19 protein-coding genes, 1 tRNA gene, 1 rRNA gene and 1 riboswitch are annotated in these 16,550 nt (G+C 40.5%); of the genes, 7 read left to right on the plus strand and 14 right to left on the minus strand.

Annotated features, from left to right (window positions below):
• A 16S ribosomal RNA gene (locus tag C6344_RS09740) occupies positions 1-130 on the minus strand; the annotation flags it as partial.
• A gap of 435 nt (positions 131-565) precedes the next feature.
• Positions 566-667, plus strand: a riboswitch (TPP riboswitch).
• Between the two features lie 98 nt (positions 668-765).
• On the opposite strand from C6344_RS09740, the gene thiT reads away from it, so the two are divergent.
• Positions 766-1,341 (plus strand): energy-coupled thiamine transporter ThiT, encoded by a 576-nt coding sequence (gene thiT, locus C6344_RS09745; RefSeq protein ID WP_106039159.1) that lies wholly within the window; start codon positions 766-768, stop codon positions 1,339-1,341.
• Between the two features lie 240 nt (positions 1,342-1,581).
• Here thiT and C6344_RS09755 read toward each other — a convergent pair whose 3' ends face one another.
• A complete protein-coding gene (locus tag C6344_RS09755) occupies positions 1,582-2,136 on the minus strand; it encodes a GNAT family N-acetyltransferase (RefSeq protein ID WP_066030506.1) in 555 nt (184 codons plus the stop codon).
• A 171-nt stretch (positions 2,137-2,307) separates the two neighbouring features.
• Between C6344_RS09755 and C6344_RS09760 the strand changes: the two genes are divergently transcribed.
• The 3 genes from C6344_RS09760 to ftsW are packed head-to-tail and all read left to right on the plus strand — an operon-like array spanning position 2,308 to position 5,251.
• Positions 2,308-2,943 (plus strand): helix-turn-helix domain-containing protein, encoded by a 636-nt coding sequence (locus tag C6344_RS09760; protein ID WP_066030505.1) that lies wholly within the window; start codon positions 2,308-2,310, stop codon positions 2,941-2,943.
• A gap of 14 nt (positions 2,944-2,957) precedes the next feature.
• Entirely contained in the window at positions 2,958-4,112 is a 1,155-nt protein-coding gene (gene rodA / locus C6344_RS09765; protein ID WP_106072912.1) for a rod shape-determining protein RodA, read from the plus strand.
• Positions 4,113-4,117: 5 nt separating this feature from the next.
• Entirely contained in the window at positions 4,118-5,251 is a 1,134-nt protein-coding gene (ftsW, locus tag C6344_RS09770; protein WP_106073043.1) for a putative lipid II flippase FtsW, read from the plus strand.
• A gap of 30 nt (positions 5,252-5,281) precedes the next feature.
• Here the strand turns inward: ftsW and floT are convergent, their stop codons facing one another.
• Both floT and C6344_RS09780 read right to left on the minus strand, forming a co-directional pair.
• Positions 5,282-6,829, minus strand: coding sequence for a flotillin lipid rafts scaffold protein FloT (floT, locus tag C6344_RS09775; protein WP_106036566.1), 1,548 nt, complete (start codon positions 6,827-6,829; stop codon positions 5,282-5,284).
• 11 nt (positions 6,830-6,840) lie between these two features.
• Positions 6,841-7,371, minus strand: a complete 531-nt coding sequence (locus C6344_RS09780; protein WP_060597128.1) for an NfeD family membrane protein — start codon at positions 7,369-7,371, stop codon at positions 6,841-6,843.
• A 204-nt stretch (positions 7,372-7,575) separates the two neighbouring features.
• Between C6344_RS09780 and C6344_RS09785 the strand changes: the two genes are divergently transcribed.
• On the plus strand, positions 7,576-8,055 hold the full coding sequence (locus C6344_RS09785) for a DinB family protein (protein WP_060597213.1): 480 nt from the start codon (positions 7,576-7,578) through the stop codon (positions 8,053-8,055).
• Positions 8,056-8,095: 40 nt separating this feature from the next.
• Here C6344_RS09785 and gbsB read toward each other — a convergent pair whose 3' ends face one another.
• Together gbsB and betB are read right to left on the minus strand one after the other, a co-directional pair.
• The gene (gene gbsB, locus C6344_RS09790) at positions 8,096-9,304 is read right to left on the minus strand and encodes a choline dehydrogenase (RefSeq protein ID WP_034659709.1); all 1,209 of its coding nucleotides are present in this window, start codon (positions 9,302-9,304) and stop codon (positions 8,096-8,098) included.
• Positions 9,305-9,331: 27 nt separating this feature from the next.
• Positions 9,332-10,801 carry a betaine-aldehyde dehydrogenase gene (betB, locus tag C6344_RS09795; protein WP_060597130.1) on the minus strand — a complete coding sequence of 490 codons (1,470 nt, stop codon included), beginning with the start codon at positions 10,799-10,801 and terminating at the stop codon, positions 9,332-9,334.
• A gap of 206 nt (positions 10,802-11,007) precedes the next feature.
• Between betB and gbsR the strand changes: the two genes are divergently transcribed.
• Entirely contained in the window at positions 11,008-11,565 is a 558-nt protein-coding gene (gene gbsR / locus C6344_RS09800; RefSeq protein WP_034659712.1) for a transcriptional regulator GbsR, read from the plus strand.
• Between the two features lie 72 nt (positions 11,566-11,637).
• Positions 11,638-11,709: transfer RNA gene (locus tag C6344_RS09805), tRNA-Ala, on the plus strand.
• Positions 11,710-11,761: 52 nt separating this feature from the next.
• Here C6344_RS09805 and C6344_RS09810 read toward each other — a convergent pair.
• From C6344_RS09810 to C6344_RS09845, 8 genes are all read right to left on the minus strand, one after another.
• A complete protein-coding gene (locus C6344_RS09810; RefSeq protein WP_060597132.1) occupies positions 11,762-11,950 on the minus strand; it encodes a hypothetical protein in 189 nt (62 codons plus the stop codon).
• 112 nt (positions 11,951-12,062) lie between these two features.
• Positions 12,063-12,872, minus strand: a complete 810-nt coding sequence (locus C6344_RS09815) for a peptidoglycan recognition protein family protein (RefSeq protein ID WP_060597133.1) — start codon at positions 12,870-12,872, stop codon at positions 12,063-12,065.
• Positions 12,873-12,891: 19 nt separating this feature from the next.
• Positions 12,892-13,155: a phage holin gene (locus tag C6344_RS09820; protein WP_034659731.1), complete on the minus strand. Its 264-nt coding sequence runs from the start codon at positions 13,153-13,155 to the stop codon at positions 12,892-12,894.
• 12 nt (positions 13,156-13,167) lie between these two features.
• On the minus strand, positions 13,168-13,380 hold the full coding sequence (locus C6344_RS09825; protein ID WP_066030499.1) for a BhlA/UviB family holin-like peptide: 213 nt from the start codon (positions 13,378-13,380) through the stop codon (positions 13,168-13,170).
• A 135-nt stretch (positions 13,381-13,515) separates the two neighbouring features.
• Positions 13,516-14,601 (minus strand): pyocin knob domain-containing protein, encoded by a 1,086-nt coding sequence (locus C6344_RS09830; RefSeq protein WP_066030498.1) that lies wholly within the window; start codon positions 14,599-14,601, stop codon positions 13,516-13,518.
• A gap of 146 nt (positions 14,602-14,747) precedes the next feature.
• On the minus strand, positions 14,748-14,894 hold the full coding sequence (locus C6344_RS09835) for an XkdX family protein (protein ID WP_081311384.1): 147 nt from the start codon (positions 14,892-14,894) through the stop codon (positions 14,748-14,750).
• Positions 14,895-15,242: a hypothetical protein gene (locus tag C6344_RS09840; RefSeq protein WP_066030497.1), complete on the minus strand. Its 348-nt coding sequence runs from the start codon at positions 15,240-15,242 to the stop codon at positions 14,895-14,897.
• 2 nt (positions 15,243-15,244) lie between these two features.
• The gene (locus C6344_RS09845) at positions 15,245-16,393 is read right to left on the minus strand and encodes a hypothetical protein (protein ID WP_066030496.1); all 1,149 of its coding nucleotides are present in this window, start codon (positions 16,391-16,393) and stop codon (positions 15,245-15,247) included.
• Positions 16,394-16,550: the final 157 nt, after the last annotated feature.

The following is a 16,550-nucleotide window of genomic DNA, read 5'->3' on the forward strand; positions in this document are numbered from 1 at the left end:
AGGTTACCCACGTGTTACTCACCCGTCCGCCGCTAACATCCGGGAGCAAGCTCCCTTCTGTCCGCTCGACTTGCATGTATTAGGCACGCCGCCAGCGTTCGTCCTGAGCCAGGATCAAACTCTCCGAGGTATGCAGGATGCATATCACACATGCGTTGCTACACGATGTAGCGAACTTAGCATGTGATCATTTCCTGCCTCGCCAGTTTGACTGACTACCTATGATGTATCATAGGATTTTTTTATAAAAACTCGAATTAACAGGTACGTTTTGTCTTGTTTAGTTTTCAAAGATCATCTTCATCGTCTCTCAGAGGCGACTTTATTAATATAACATTCTATCAAGATAAAGTCAACAACTTTTTTCTTTATGTTATTTAATAACCGCGCTGTTTTAGCGGCGAATACAAATATAACACCTTTCGAGAGAGGAAACAAGTATTTTTTCTAAATAATTTATTTTTCCTTATCTCTTCCTATATAATCATACAAAAATTGATTGCCACAGGAATTCTCTATTGTTGATCCTGAAGGTCTTTAGTATATTTATAATAGAAGAAAACTAAATAACCGCAGGGGGAGCTTTGTGCTGAGAGTGAACACTCGTTGTTCTGACCCTTTGAACCTGTCAGTTAATACTGAAGTAGGAATGTGGATTCAATTGAATACATGTGGTGTATTCAACTCGATATGTTTTTCTATGAATAACATACTCATCCTTACACGGTCTCTCCTTGCTCAATTCATGAAAAAGGAGATTTTTTTATGCAGCAATCAAATCAATTGGTACGACTGATGGAAATCGCAATTATGACTTCACTTGCACTTGTATTAGATTACTTATCAGGTCTATTTTTAAGAATGCCAAATGGCGGATCTCTTGCGCTGATAATGATACCCGTCATTCTTATGTCTATTAGATGGGGAATATCAACCGGGTTTATCATTGGTGTGCTTATTGCAGGCCTTCAGCTGATGAATGGCCCTATTATCGCTACACCTGTTCAAGGATTTCTCGATTATTTCGTCGCATCTGTTGTCATTTCCCTAAGCGGTCTATTTTCTGGATTGATCAAAAAAGCCATTCAGGATCAAAAGCGAAAGCAGCAATTCTTCTATATTACCTTATCCGTATTTGTTGCAAGTTTCTTTAGACTGTTGACGTTCTTTATCTCTGGTGTTGTTTTCTTTTCTCATTATGCACCAACAGGAACTCCAGGTTGGGTTTACTCTTTAATTTATAACAGCACATATATGGTTCCTTCATTTATTATTTGCAGTATCGTTCTTTGCATACTCATACCAAGTGCATCTCGTTTGGTTTTTCCTCACAAAAAATAACTGGCTGATTTCAGCTGGTTATTTTTTTATGCATAAATTGCCGCTCTATGGAATCTATTAATAGTAGAAGATTTCATGCTGGAGGTACGCCAATGAACCCTTACTCCATTATGCTGTGCTGTTATATTCTCAGTCTTGCTTATTTTTTGGCAGGTTTCTATGAAGCTTTAAAGATAGCAGGAATAAAAGGAAAAGTAGAAGCTTCTCCTTTTATCTCTTATATTTTGCTAGCTGTGCTTTTCACTTTTTTCTCTCATTATTATTGGAAGCTGACGATTTAATTCGGTGTACATGATCATGTAATACAGACAGTTCCCACCCATACCCTATTTCATTATGTTCCTCGCCAGCCAGCTCGAACTGGCTGGTAACGACAAAATGAGGTTGAAGCTTTTGATAAAAATGCTTTGCCGAATTTTGTTCAAATACCCACAGCATTATATTCTGATACCCTTTCTCTATTAAATAACTCACTCCTTCTGCAATTAAAGCGATACCTGCTCCTGATTTCTGTTTCTCTTGCAATAAATAGATCGCGTAAAGTTCTCCATCATATGTTGAATAGCGCTCATCACGTTGTTTTCCAAAAGAAGCAAAACCAAATACCCCCTCGGCATCTTCTGCGACAAACGTCCCTTCAAGTGACCTTCTTCTCCAGCTCTCTTCTCGATCTTCTATATTTAAACCATCCAAATAATCCTGATTAATAATGCCTTGATAAGTCGTCTGCCAGCTCTTCACATGTATTTCGGCAATTTTAGGAATATCTTTTTGTACAGCATGCCTCACCTTCATCCGCGCCACTCCTTCTCACTGTTTTCACCCTATCTTCATTATGATAAATTCCTATTTCCTAAAATTCAATCAATAAAGGATATTCGTTGACATTTTGTCAACACACCTTTATATTGGGTACGACTTCTTCTATAGAAGAGTTGAAACATCATACAAAGGATGGCGTAAAAGATGGATTTTAAGACAACTGAGCTTGGGCCGCTCTTAAAGGAAAGATTGCAACAACGTTCTCTATCTTTAAGAGATCTCAGCACATACACAGGAATTGATAAAGCGACACTGTCTCGAATCATGAATGGAAAAAGAAAACCAACTTTGAATCACCTGCAGCGGCTTTCAGATTCTCTGAACATATCATTAGATCAACTATTGACTGCTGCAGGGTTTCCAGTCAAAAGCGAAAAGGTGCACGGTGATACGTTCATTCAAGCGGTAGAAGAGATCGAAAAAATACTGAAAGATCAGGACGTCTACGACGGTACATTTAGTCAGACCAAATTGAAACAAAAGTTAAACGAATACGAAGCCTATAGCCAAACAAACGAGGGAAAAGAAACGATCTCGGCAAATTTTGAGAAAAAGATGGAGACGCTAAGCGGCGTCGGACCATTCCTTCAACATTTGAAAAACATGTACAGCTTATTTATGACCGGACGGGGGACTTCTCGAGAATTAATGGTGATGGGGGGCGCACTCCTTTATTTCATTATGCCTGTTGACTTAATACCAGATTATATTTTTCCGATCGGCTATATTGATGATGCTGCGGCTGTGAAAATTGTCATAGACCAGCTGACAAATAGGTAGCAGGACAAGAAGCTATGAAAAAACAGTACAGCATTGACTTCGTACTTTTATTCACTGTGATTTGTTTATTTGTCATCAGCCTGATAGCTGTATATAGCGGATCGGGACAGTATGAAACGCAAGATATGTTTTATTTCGTCAAAAGACAAATTTTCTGGTATATCGTCGGTTTCGGCCTCATGGCAGCTGCTGCATACTTTGATTATGAACTGCTTGAGCGTTTATCTTTTCGGTTATTTGCAGGTGGTATTTTCCTCATTATTCTTGTGCATTTTTTCGGAACGAGTCAAAACGGATCCCAAAGGTGGATCAGCTTCGGTTCAATCAAAGTTCAGCCATCAGAGTTCATGAAAATTTTTGTGATCCTGCTGCTAGCGGCTGTCTTGAACCAATACAAGCATCAGCGATTTTCGTTTAAAGAAAGCATCATTCCTACAAGTAAAGTCGTTTGCTTGACCGTTGTCCCTTTTTTCCTCATCTTAATTCAGCCTGATTTAGGGACAGCGCTCGTGATATTATCCATCGCCTTTACACTGATGCTTGTGTCAGGGATTTCTAGCAAGATGATGGCCGCATTAATGGCTACTTTTCTTACACTTCTTGCATTTTTGGTCTACTTGCACAATGAGCACTTTGAGCATTTTACAAAAATCATTAAGCCTCATCAGCTTGATCGCATTTATGGCTGGCTCTCTCCTGATGAATTTGATTCAACATACGGGTATCAGCTGAAACAATCGATGCTCGGCATTGGATCAGGTCAATTATCAGGAAGCGGTTTTACACAGGGGCATCAAGTACAAGGAGGTAATATCCCTGAAGCGCATACGGATTTTATATTTGCCGTTATTGGTGAGGAGTTTGGTTTTATCGGCGCCTCCCTTTTGATGTGTTTGTACTTAATGATGATTTACCGAATCATTCATGTGGCTATGCATGCTAATACGCTTTATGGATTGTACATATGTGCGGGAGTCGTTGGGCTGATCGTGTTTCAAGTTTTCCAAAACGTAGGGATGACAGTCGGTTTAATGCCTGTGACGGGACTCGCGCTTCCTTTTATCAGCTATGGGGGCAGTGCGCTTTTGACCAACATGATCGCCATTGGCCTCGTGTTTAGCGTCAATCTTAGGTCATCATCCTATATGTTTGGGCACAATTGGAATTGAAGATGATGACATTTCTTCTATCTCATCTCAAAAGAGTCGACCGCATTCTTGTTGGAACGATTGTGTTCCTCTGTTTATTTGGTTTACTGATGGTTTACAGTGCGAGTTATCCTTTAGGAGAAGTGAAGTATGAAAAGGGCAGCTATTTCTTCATCAAACAATGGCAATGGCTCCTGATTGGGGGATTCTTTTTCTTCATTGCCGCTCTGTTCCCTTATCAGATTTATCGTAAATGGATTCGGTGGCTTGTTATGCTGTCATTGTTATGCCTGATCCTAGTCCTCCTTCCTGGAATCGGTGTTGTCAAAAACAATTCCCAGCGCTGGGTTCAGTTGGGCTCTCTCATGCTCCAACCTTCTGAAGCTGTGAAACTAGTGATGGTGATCTATTTTGCCTATGTGTACGCGAAAAAACAGGCGTACATTACATCTTTTAAAAAAGGCGTACTGCCGCCACTCATTCTTTTAGGTCTTGTTTTTTTGTTGATCTTAAAGCAGCCTGATTTAGGCACAGCTGTGTCTATTTTATTAAGCTGCGGCATCATTTTATTATGCGCTGGGCTGAAAACGCACCATCTCATTTTGCTAGGATCGACTGCGGCAGCAGGTATCACATTTTTTGCAGTGACAGCTCCTTATCGTTTGAAGCGGCTGACTTCTTTTCGTGATCCTTTTCAGTATGAAGATGGAGATGGATATCAGCTGATTCATTCGTATCTCGCAATGAATTCAGGCGGGCTGACAGGGAATGGCTTAGGCGGGAGCATTCAAAAGCTAGGCTTTCTTCCTGAAGCCCATACGGATTTTATCATGGCCATCATCAGTGAAGAGCTGGGAATCATGGGGATTTTGTTTGTGATTGGTGCATATCTACTCATCATGTATCGCGCTATGCGAATTGTGCAGGCTTTACACGACCCTTTTGGAAAGCTGTTAACGATCGGGCTCACGTTTCAAATCATGCTCCAAGTAGTCTTTAATTTAGGCGCTGTCTTTGGTCTTCTTCCAATCACAGGCATTCCGCTTCCCTTTATTAGTTATGGCGGCTCCTCCCTAGTGTTCATGATGATATCTGCTGGTATTCTCGTGAATCTTTCTTCATATGTAAAGAGGAATCCATACTGGGCAAATGCCAAATAGACACCTTCTGATGGAAGGTGTCTATTGATTTTATTCTTCTATTTGAGTATCAGCGATCTCTTTTTTTCTTGGTTGTTTGATTTCATTCGTTAGTTCCTGAATGCTTTGCTTCACATTGCCTTTGCCGGAAAAGTTCTCAATAATTTCTTTGACATCAATTCCAGAGGATGCTTTCAGGCTTTCTTGCAGACTGGACATGAGGTTTGTAGCATAGCCAGTGACTTTATTGGCACCGCTGCCTTCGCCGTTACCTCCCGTATCCACAACAGTAATTTTATCAATGTTAGAAAGTGGTGCAGATACTTGCTTCGCATATTCAGGAAGCATTTTCACAATCATATCAAGGATCGCTGCCTGACCATACTGTTCGAATGCTTCAGCGATTTTCTCTTTGGCTTCGGCTTCCGCAAGTCCTTTCAGTCTAATGACTTCTGCTTCGGTTTCCCCTTTCGCACGATCAGCTTCCGCTTTGGCAAGCCCGTCAATTCGGACTTTCTCAGCTTCTGCCTTTGCCATTGCTTCAATGCTGTATTTCTTGGCATCTGCTTCAGCGAGGCGTTTCGCTTTTTCCGCCGCAGCTGACTGCTCAACAGCATAACGATCCGCATCTGCTTTCTTTTTCACTTCAGAATCGTATTGACGCTCACGACGCTGGATCTCTTTTTCTTCCAATTCAATTTGCTTCTGACGTTCAATGATTTTCACTTGCATTTCTTGTTCAGTTACGTGCTGACGGTTACGAGCTGTTTCAAGATCGTACGCTTGGTCGGCACTTGCTTTCGCTGTATCCTGTTCACGTCTGAATTCTGCTCTTTTCAGCTCATTGACCTTTTCTGCTTCAGCGATTTCAGTAGCACGCTCAAGCTCAGATTTCTTCGCATCTTTATCTGCTTCGGCACGTTTGATACGTGTTTCCTTATCCGCTTCAGCTGTTGCAATATCTGCATCGCGTTTCACTTGGGCAATTCTCGGTTTACCTAGTGATTCTAAATAGCCATTTTTATCACGGACATCTTTGATCGTGAACGACACAATGACGAGGCCCATTTTCGCTAAATCTTGAGAAGCGACACGCTGTACTTCTTGAGAAAATTTTTCTCTGTTTTTATAAATCTCTTCGACTGTCATTGATCCTAAGATGGAGCGAAGGTGTCCTTCTAGTACTTCTCTCGCTTCGTTTTCGCGGTCTTCTTTTGTTTTACCTAAAAATTGCTCTGCAGCAGTAGCAATTTCTTCAATCGATCCGCCAATTTTAATGATGGCCGTTCCGTCCGCCATGACTGGTACACCTTGTTCGGTATAGACTTCAGGCGTTGAAACATCTAGCTTGCTAGATAGTAAGCTGAGCGGCTCTGCTTGTTGAAAAACAGGGAGCACAAAGGTACCTCCGCCTCTTACAATCTTAATCTTGTTTCCACCTTCATCCACGTGGACATTTTTACTTCCTAGGTAACTTCCTGTGACAATTAACGCTTCATCTGGACCTGCTGTCCGGTATTTCGAAACAAATACACCAATAAGTGCAATAAGAATCACAAGCACAATTCCAATGATAATCAAAATGGTTGTTCCTGGCATAGCATTCCCTCCTAGATTTCTTCATTTGGTATAACTGATAAGACGCCTTTGTTCACTTCGACGACCAGCACCCGGGTTCCATATGGAATCTCCTCTTCGTCGAAACTGACGGCAGGCTTTGAGATTTTCCCGCTATTACTAATTAACAGCACTTCTCCAAACCCGTCTTTTGGAACAGATACAATGATCTCCCCAGTTCTTCCTTTTAAGTCGGCCTCTGTATATGAAAGAGATTCTTCAGCAGAGGAAAGCGGGACTAAGACAAATACATTCAAACAGGTCACAAGGACCACTGCGAGGATGGCAGATAATACTGCGCCAAGTCCACTCCCTACAATTGCTGTTTTTTCAGAGATAAACCCTCCAGCCGAGAAAAAGGTAAGAAATGCGAGGATCAATGTTGGTTGAAGGAATGAAACAGGAATCGCTTCAAACAATCCATCAAATACATCGCCGAAAAAGACGAAAACTAGTGTCAGGATTCCTGATATCATCAATATGTATAAATACAGCGTCTCAAGCGGCAGCCCGAACACATCCATCTTCCTCACCCTTTCTTCATGAAATGAACAGCCTTTGTTTCATTTAGACCATGCTCACCTCCAATGTATTCCTTCTAACAGGTAATACGAACCACTTTTGTAAAGGTTTCAAATTTCCTCACAATTCTTCACAGGAATTCCCCGATAGCTCAAGAATGATTGTCATGTACCACTATGTTAAAATTTGATCTTGAGGTGATGAAAATGAGTTTATTACATGAGGCAAGACAAGAATTGTGGCAAAAGCTGCAAGGTTTGAACGAAGAACAATTGAATCAAAAATTATCTGATGATACTTGGAGTATTCAAGAGGTGGCAGATCACTTAAAGAAGATGGACCTCATGGCAGCAAAACATCTAGCTGCTGAGGGAAAAAAAGCACCGATCAAGGAATATGAGCCAAAGCCGGTGGAAATGGCAGAGGACCGTTCTAGAAAAGCCACTGCGCCTAGAATTGTTGAGCCTGAACGCAAGCATGTGACACCTACACATTTAAAGGATGAGCTCGATACAGCACGTGAACAGCTCAATCAAATTTTATCAACGTTTACTGAGGAAGATTTCAAACGTGTCATTGCGCACCCGGTGTTTGAAGAGTTATCCCTTAAGCAATATCTTGATTTTATCGGCGCACACGAAAAACGTCATATTCATCAAATCAAAGAAATTAAAGAACAGCTATAAGACATAAAGAAGACTCCCTTTTGGGAGCCTTTTTTCATTGTTACACTGTTTTCGGTGTTAGATCAAAACAGCGAGCATAAATCCAGTTGTACGCTTTTTCATTTAGATCTCTTGGGTTTCCAATTGTTTGCGGATCTTTCATGGCTTCTTTAGATAAACGGTCAATCATATCTTTTGATACACCTTGTTCTTCTAATGAAGGAACTTCTAGATCTTCCACTAAATCATACATCCAGTTCACAGCAGCTTTTGCTGCTTCCTCTGTAGACATTCTGCTTGTATCAATGCCGAACGCTTGCGCAATACGAGCGAATTTTTCCGGATACCCTTTCCAGTTATACTCCATCACCGGTCCCATCATTGCTGCTACACACTGGCCATGCGCTACAGGAATAATACCTCCGAGTGTTTGACTCATCGCATGCGCAGCTCCAGCTGACTCGCTTCCATAAGAAAGCCCGGCAAGCATTGCAGCTTGTGCCATTCCATATCTAGCTTCTAGGTCCTCACCATCAGCAAAAGCACGGCGGATATAATGAGCAGCATATTCAATGGCCATGAGCGCTACCGCATCTGTAATAGGCTGAGCAAATTTCATCGTATAGCATTCGATAGCGTGAGCAAGCGCATCAATTCCAGTCATTGCTGTCACATGAGGAGGCATAGATACATGAAGCTCTGGGTCAATCACTGTGAGGTGAGCTGCAATGAGTGGTCCACCTGTGTTGAATTTAAATTCTCTTTCTTCATCCGTAATTACTGCCCACTGCGTAACTTCTGAACCTGTACCAGCCGTGGTCGGAATGGTGGTTAAAGGTGGGATTCTGTTTTCAAGCGGTTTTTTTCCCTCTGCCGCTTCGTAATCAAGGACTGAGCCTTTATGAGTCACCTCTACTCCGATTGCCTTCGCTGTATCCATTGAGCTTCCGCCACCTACAGCGACTAATCCATTACAGCCTTCTTTTTCATATAACGCAGATCCTTCATTCACTAAACGGACTGGCGGGTTTGGCTCTACTTTATCAAATAGGATCACATCGATTTGTGCTTCTTTTAATGAAGCAACCACTGGGTCTACTACGCCCGCTTGATAAATACCAGGGTCTGTTACAAGCAATACCTTCGAGACACCGTATGCTTTCACTTCTTCCCCAACATGTTTCACTGCACCGATGCCATGTTTGATGACAGTCGGGATTTCAAATGTGTGGAATTTCTGCATGCTTTCAATTTTCATATTTAATGTCATATAGAATCTCCTCCAAATGTGTGATATTTATTTAAACCAATGAACCGCTTCAGGTTTCGTATTTCGATATACATGCTTCAGTTCCGTATATTCCTCAAGTCCGGTGCGTCCTAATTCACGTCCAAGACCTGACTGCTTATATCCACCCCAAGGTGCTTGAGCGAAATAAGGATGGAAATCATTGATCCAAACTGTGCCTAATCTTAATTGACGAGCCACTCTTTCGGCTTTTCCAATATCAGAAGACCACACAGCTCCTGCTAATCCATAAATCGTATCATTTGCCAGCTCGATCACTTCTTCCTCTGTTCGGAAGGATTCGACTGTCAATACTGGTCCAAAGACTTCTTCTTGGACAATCCGCATCTCTGACGTACAGCCTGAGAAAATCGTTGGCAAGTAGAAGAACCCATTTGAAAGCTCCTCTGCGTCAGGTCTTTTTCCGCCTGTTTCTAATCTTGCGCCTTCATCTAACCCAATGCTGACGTATTTCTCTACTTTTTCTCGATGCTCAGCTGAGATGAGCGGCCCGCTTTGGGTTTCTTCATCAAAGCCGTTGCCTAGCTTGATTTTTTTCGTACGCTTCACCAGTTCTTCTAAAAATTCATCATGAATGGATTCTTCCACTAGCAAACGTGAACCTGCTGAACATACTTGCCCTGCATGGAAAAACACAGCATTCATTGCCTGGTCAACCGCTACGTCTAAATCAGCATCTTGAAACACAATATTCGGATTTTTCCCGCCGAGCTCAAGGGCGATTTTCTTCACATTCCCACTGGCTCCCTGCATGATTTTCTTGCCTGTTTCAATACCGCCTGTAAATGAAATCAAATCTACATGTTCATTCACAGCAAGCTCATCGCCAACCGTTGCCCCTGGTCCAAGGACTAGGTTTGCAACTCCTGCTGGAATTCCTGCTTCTTCCATGAGTTGGAATATTTTGATCGTGGTGAGTGGTGTAATTTCACTTGGTTTTAAAACGATTGTGTTCCCTGCTGCAAGAGCAGGAGCGATTTTCCAGCTTGCTTGAAGCAATGGATAGTTCCAAGGAGTGATTTGCCCGCATACACCGACTGGCTCTCTGACTAATTCACTTTTTGAGTTCGGGATTGGTGACGCAATGATTTCCCCGCCATCTTTGTCAGCCAGACCTGCGTAATATTGGAACACGTTCGCAATATCGTCCATATCTGCTTTGCTTTCCTCTAATGTTTTACCAGTATCAAGCGATTCCAATTTGGCTAGTTCATCAAGATCACGTCTAATCAACTCAGCAATCTTAAACACCATATTTCCTCTTTCAAGTCCAGGCTGATTTGCCCAGTCCCCTTGATCGAAGGCTTTTCTCGCTGCTTTGATGGCTAGCTGCGCATCATTTCTTGATCCTTCGCTGACTGTCGCGATCACTTCTTGATTAAATGGATTGATGATATCCCGTGTGTCGCCACTTTTGGCGCCAACCCATTGTCCATCTATAAATAGTGTTTGACTCATAGAAGGAACCTCCTCTGATTCTCTTTGGTAAGTTTGTTAAATAAAAATTTAACGTTTTGAACATAATTAACTTATCATGTTCAAATTTTTCTGTCAAAGGGAGATAGGCTTCATTTATTTTGACATTTTGTATTCTTTCGTTAACATATAGTCCATAAAGATTTTTTTGAACGTATTGAATTCTCTTAATAGAAAGCAGGGACAAGATGAAAAAGCAGGAACAGCCACAAGCAGAAGATCGTATTTTAGCTGCTAAAGATCTAGTCATTGATTCCATAGCTGAAACAATGGATCTCTATGGCATTACACGAAGTGCAGGTATTCTCTATGGGACCATGTATTTAAATGAGGAAATGACGCTCGATGAAATGCGTGAAGAGCTGCAAATGAGCAAGCCAAGTATGAGTACGGGTGTGAAAAAACTGCAAGATATGAATATTGTCAAAAAGACGTTTCACCGGGGCCGAAGAAAACACAGCTTTGTTGCTGAAAAAGACTTTTTTAAGTTTTTCACGAACTTCTTTCCGCAAAAATGGGAACGGGAGGTCGAGGTCAATTTAGCGGCGATTGAAGAAGCGCAAGAGCGGCTTCAAGAGGTTGCTAGTGATGATCAGTTGGAGGAACATGTAAGAGAGGAAGCGCAGCAGCTTCTTGAACAGCTTGAAAGCTCGAAAGCCTATTATGACTGGCTGAGACGCTTAGCGGACTCTGTACAATCAGGGGAGATCTTCGACTATATTCCGATTGATCAGAAAGATAAATAGGCGATATGTTTGCGTTTTACAGCTTGAATTTTACAGGAGGATTGATTATAATAAATTATGTCGTCATACATCGGGGCGTTAGTTCAGTGGGAGAATATTTCGCTGGCAGCGAAAGGGTCAGGGGTTCGAATCCCCTACGCTCCATACGAAAAACCATTCTTGAGAAATCAAGGATGGTTTTTTATGTATATATTTCTTACAGTTGTGTTTGTTCTTTGTTTTTTCTTAACCTTATTATCTTTATGATTCGGTACATGATCACAGAGACATAAGCCGTGATGAGAATGATTGTGTAAGACACAGGAAAATCGCTCGTCATTCCGTGATAAACGAAATAGATGAGCAGCACTGACAGCATGATGACTTGGAACAGTTCCTTTTTCATTTTATTCTCACCTTATGATAGATTCGGTCGATTATATCACAAATGATGTCATTTTTTATTAGCTATCAGCAAGGAAAAATCCCTTCACCTGCTGATAGCACTTTATGAATGATCACTTTTTCAGCAATTGTTCCATTTTGTTCTTCGTCTTTGGTCCGTAAATCCCGTCTGCCGCTAAGCCGTTCATGAGCTGAAACCGCTTGACCGCATTCGCCGTTTTCGGTCCATAATAGCCATCAATCCCATTGTTTTTTGCTCCTTTGTCTGGGTAAAAATAGAGGGAAGATAAGGCTTTTTGCACGGCTGTCACTTGAGATCCTTTTGTCAAGGGCTTGGTTATTTTTAAAATGCCAGATGGCAAATTTGACGATTTCTGTTTGGTCACGGGTGCTTTGTCTTTGTGGCTCAGGCTCTCTGTTCGGACTGGCTTTCTTGTGCTTTTGCTGTCGGTATGAGCTGTGGCTATTCCAGCTTTAAATTGATCCCATCGTCCGAGCAATTTCCTTGGACATTCTTTCCCACTCCAATGTTTATGGGGCACTACATTTGATAAAGGAATCCCCAAATCGCCCATCAGTTTCCGAATGAGCCATTGAGCATTTTCGACTGCTTGTTCAAAGTTGCCGTCTGTATTTTCACAAATTTCAATTCCGATTGATTTCATATTGCCATCGCCTCTGCCATCCCCTGCGTGCCAGCCGTTCTCGTTTAATGGTAAATGCTGATAAATGACCTGATCGTCGACAGTGTAATGCCAGCTGACCCCAGTACTTGAACGTGCAACAAACGCAGCGTGACTTCCCGCATTTGCACCTTTTGCAGTGTTAGAGGTATTATGCACCGTAATATAGAGCGGCTTCATCCTATTTCCTGGTCTGTTGCGGTTGTGTTTTGGAATGTAGGCTTGAATGATATTGACCATATTGTTTCTCCTTCAACTATTATTTTGTTAGCCCTCTTTGTTTCAGGGTATCTTTTTGTAATTGACCTTTGTAGGTCACATAATTGTTTTTAAACCAAGCGATAACGGCTGTAACCATCGTAAAAATGGTGGAACCTGCTACATATAGTGCCTCACCGGCGGTTTGTACTTGCTCCTCACTAATCGGCAGCACCGTCTGTCCAAACATGACTAGCGTTTGATTGATCAGAGCAATAAAAAGAAGCACTGTGCGAATCACAGTGCCTTTGTCGAATGTTTTCATGATTTTTACCTCCTATTTTAAATTCCGCTCAATTTTGTCGAGTTTGTCGATCACAACGTCATACTTTTCACTAAACTTTGCTAACACATCATTTTGCGCCTCGATTTGCTCATTGAGTTTACTTTCTCTTTCTTTTGTTGTATTGAGAACATAAAACAGAATCCAGCAAAAGAGAACGGCAAACGGGCCTTGTGTCATTAAGTTTTGGACGACATCTACTTCCATTTGAAATCACCTTCTTTCCGGCAAAAAAATAAAGCCATTAGGCTTTGTACATTTCTCCAGTTATATCTTGGTAGTCGTCTGCGGTGATTCAAATTAACTACATAAAAAAGTCATAGTAGCTTGCCCATATTATAGCTACCATAGTGGAATTGCTTCATTAATTTCAATACGGGTTACATTTAACGGATCATTTGCAATTAATCCATCAAATTTTAGAATACCATCTTTAGATAAAGACAACCTTGCAGATCCGTATGAACCAACCGTCGCACAAGTGAAAACGGTTAAAGAAGAAGGTTTCTGCGTTAAAATTGCAATTTCTGTTTCATTAGCCGGAACTTGCTCAAATGATCCTCTCAAATATAAAATATTTTGTCTAACAGAATATTTTAATGGGTTGACTAAATATTGCTTTATATTACTATTTAGATTTACATTATACCAGGAGGCATTTAAATCTGTAGATGTAAGCTGCCTTTCCCATTCAGTCCATGTATAGTCAATCTTCCTAATTCTATAAAAAGAATTAAGACCGTTGACTGCATCATAAATAGTTTGTAATAGGGTATTTCCATAACTAATCACTATCATAAATGCCTTTTTGATCTCTTTAGGACCATTTAGACCAGCATTATAAATGAGATACATTCCTGTTTCTGTAATCTCATTATAGTCAGTGGTTTCACTTACCCCTTTATACATAGGCTTACCATTGTTTTGAGTCAATTTATACAGCTGTCCATTGTTCCATTTATCTTTTTCAGCAGTTGTCGGAAGCTGAGTCCAATTGATAGATATATGGCTAGAATTGTAGTAGAAGTAATATGCATTACCTGATGTATCTATCACAAAACCTGTTCCAACATTATTTTGTCCCACTGTCTGAATCCCTCTAATGGCAAATTGTGAAGGGCTATCCTCTATTCCACTAGGTGCATAAAATGTACAAGTCCCTTTGTCTTTAATTGAGTCAAAGATTTTTGATCCGACAGGAATATTTAGAAGATGTACTCCATCATCACCTGTAATTTTATACAGCTGCGACTCATTCCATTTCTTTTTTTCTACTTCTGAAGAGTGTTGTCTCGAATCCCCCATATGAAGAGTTAATTGTTCTGATATCCTAGTGTCGTTATGAAGCAATGTTTTCAACATCTCGTTGAATAGATCAGCATGAGCTTTATCACTCGTTTCAAAAGAACGTGGAGTTTTTATATCCAATGTGTACTCTCCTTTCTACCATTACGTAAGTTGTTTCAATGAGATTAAGACAGAATCCAGCAAAAGAGAACGGCAATGGGCCTTGTGTCATTAAATATTCAGGCAAATCCATTTCCATCCTACTCCCAAAGGCAAAATAAAAACGCCTATTCAGCGTTAGTTGGATATTCTTCGTTTGTTATTTCTTTGTATTGTTTCGGCGTAATCTTCTCGAAACGAACAAATTTTGCTACGTCCTCATTTTCATAACATTTCCATTGATAGAACAATGAAATACTGCGGAACCAATCCAATTAAATGACCTCCTTTTCCCTCAGCAGCATGATAAGTTCTGATAAATTCCTTGATTGTTCTTCTGCTCTCTTTTCTGACTCTGCCAGTTGCTGAAGCAGATCAGCATTTTGCTGTTTTAATAGATCCATTTCTGACAATGGTAGCGGGTCTGGTCGCAAGCTATCAATGTATTTTTGTGTAGCCGACTCATACCATGACTTTTTCGCTTCATTGTATTTACCTTTGTACAAACCATCTTGAGGTCTTACATCTGTATATCCTTTTGGGAGGTCTTCGTGCTCTTCAATTTCTATTTCTTCTCCTGGAAGGTAATTGAATTTTTCATCGTATTTATATATCCATTTCATTTTCATCCCTCCTGAGCCGCCATGAATTTAAAGCCGAACGTGATAAATTCATTTGGGTTTGTTGAATTGGAGACGCCTTGTATATACACATTACCTTTAGTATCAATATGTGTTCTGTGTGTTTGTGGTGTTGAACCAGTGCCGATACTAGATGCTACCCCTATAAAATGCATATCCTGTATAGGACGATAACCACTAGGCAATGTAAAAACAGGTACTGCAAAACCGATAGTACCCCCTGTAATAGAACCAATTAACTCTACCTCTCCAAATGGATTCTTATAAAATTGCACTTTTTGAGTGCCATATTGTTTCCATCCGTTTATTATTGTTGTCGGAAACTTCCATTCTATTTGCTCTACATTTGTTAAAACACGTTTCCAGCCTTGCCACCCCAAATTTAAATCAAGGTAGTTCGTATACATGTAGTTGTTATAATCTATGGCCATAACCCATCCAAATGTCCCTTTTCCATTGCTATCTTGAGAAGTAAAATGATACATACCTCGGCAAGATCTTGTTGTTGGGGTGTTTAGTGCTTTACCTGTGACATAAAATGTACCATGCCTCGGACCTAAAGAAACTAACTTTTCGAGTAAATCTTCACCATCAGAAACAGATATAATCACTCCTCCACTATCCGCAGTGATCTTAGATAATTGGCCTTCATTCCATTTATTTCTCTCCGCATCTGTCGGAAGCTTTGTCCAGTTAATAGAAGTATGCGCAGCATTATAATAAAAACTATAAGCATTACCAGCAATATCTACAGCAAAGCCAGTTCCAATGTTATCTTGACCTACTGTCTGTAACCCTCTTAATGAAATATTCGCTGGAGTTGGGGAATCTTCAACTCCAGAAGCTGCATAAAAAGTACACATTCCTTTCCCTTTTATCGCGTCAAAAATCCTTTCATCAGCAGGAATATTAATTAACTGACTACCATTATCAGCAGTAATCTTATAGCTCTGAGAATCATTCCATTTTTTCTTTTCTGCTTCAGACGTATGTGGATTTGTATCATCAATATGTTGATTGATTGCTTCTAATAGTCCTACATCATTGTCAAAAAAGTCTTCAACTATATTATTAAATAGGTCGGCATGGGCTTTATCAGTTGTTTTAAAAGTTCGTGGTGTCTTAATCTCCATGTTTGATCATTCTCCTTTCAAAATCTATAATCGCTTGTTTAATCTATTTTTACTTGTAATGATATATGACTTCACCTTTTACTAAACTTAAAACCCAGTGGGATTGGCTTTATATGAAGAAAGATGCACACATACCTTTAAATTGATCTAACGATGT

The sequence above is a fragment of the Bacillus sp. GBSW19 genome (assembly GCF_002998655.1).
Lineage (GTDB): Bacteria > Bacillota > Bacilli > Bacillales > Bacillaceae > Bacillus.

What these genes read in the sequence shown, in the direction of transcription:
- gbsB (WP_034659709.1), bottom strand. Translation starts at nt 9,304, where the DNA reads ATGACATTAAATATGAAAATTGAAAGCATGCAGAAATTCCACACATTT.
- C6344_RS09785 (WP_060597213.1), top strand. Translation starts at nt 7,576, where the DNA reads ATGAGTTTATTACATGAGGCAAGACAAGAATTGTGGCAAAAGCTGCAA.
- ftsW (WP_106073043.1), top strand. Translation starts at nt 4,118, where the DNA reads ATGACATTTCTTCTATCTCATCTCAAAAGAGTCGACCGCATTCTTGTT.
- C6344_RS09810 (WP_060597132.1), bottom strand. Translation starts at nt 11,950, where the DNA reads ATGAAAAAGGAACTGTTCCAAGTCATCATGCTGTCAGTGCTGCTCATC.
- betB (WP_060597130.1), bottom strand. Translation starts at nt 10,801, where the DNA reads ATGAGTCAAACACTATTTATAGATGGACAATGGGTTGGCGCCAAAAGT.
- thiT (WP_106039159.1), top strand. Translation starts at nt 766, where the DNA reads ATGCAGCAATCAAATCAATTGGTACGACTGATGGAAATCGCAATTATG.
- rodA (WP_106072912.1), top strand. Translation starts at nt 2,958, where the DNA reads ATGAAAAAACAGTACAGCATTGACTTCGTACTTTTATTCACTGTGATT.
- C6344_RS09825 (WP_066030499.1), bottom strand. Translation starts at nt 13,380, where the DNA reads ATGGAAGTAGATGTCGTCCAAAACTTAATGACACAAGGCCCGTTTGCC.
- C6344_RS09755 (WP_066030506.1), bottom strand. Translation starts at nt 2,136, where the DNA reads ATGAAGGTGAGGCATGCTGTACAAAAAGATATTCCTAAAATTGCCGAA.
- C6344_RS09815 (WP_060597133.1), bottom strand. Translation starts at nt 12,872, where the DNA reads ATGGTCAATATCATTCAAGCCTACATTCCAAAACACAACCGCAACAGA.
- C6344_RS09845 (WP_066030496.1), bottom strand. Translation starts at nt 16,393, where the DNA reads ATGGAGATTAAGACACCACGAACTTTTAAAACAACTGATAAAGCCCAT.
- C6344_RS09820 (WP_034659731.1), bottom strand. Translation starts at nt 13,155, where the DNA reads ATGAAAACATTCGACAAAGGCACTGTGATTCGCACAGTGCTTCTTTTT.
- floT (WP_106036566.1), bottom strand. Translation starts at nt 6,829, where the DNA reads ATGCCAGGAACAACCATTTTGATTATCATTGGAATTGTGCTTGTGATT.
- C6344_RS09840 (WP_066030497.1), bottom strand. Translation starts at nt 15,242, where the DNA reads ATGAAATGGATATATAAATACGATGAAAAATTCAATTACCTTCCAGGA.
- C6344_RS09780 (WP_060597128.1), bottom strand. Translation starts at nt 7,371, where the DNA reads ATGGATGTGTTCGGGCTGCCGCTTGAGACGCTGTATTTATACATATTG.
- C6344_RS09760 (WP_066030505.1), top strand. Translation starts at nt 2,308, where the DNA reads ATGGATTTTAAGACAACTGAGCTTGGGCCGCTCTTAAAGGAAAGATTG.
- gbsR (WP_034659712.1), top strand. Translation starts at nt 11,008, where the DNA reads ATGAAAAAGCAGGAACAGCCACAAGCAGAAGATCGTATTTTAGCTGCT.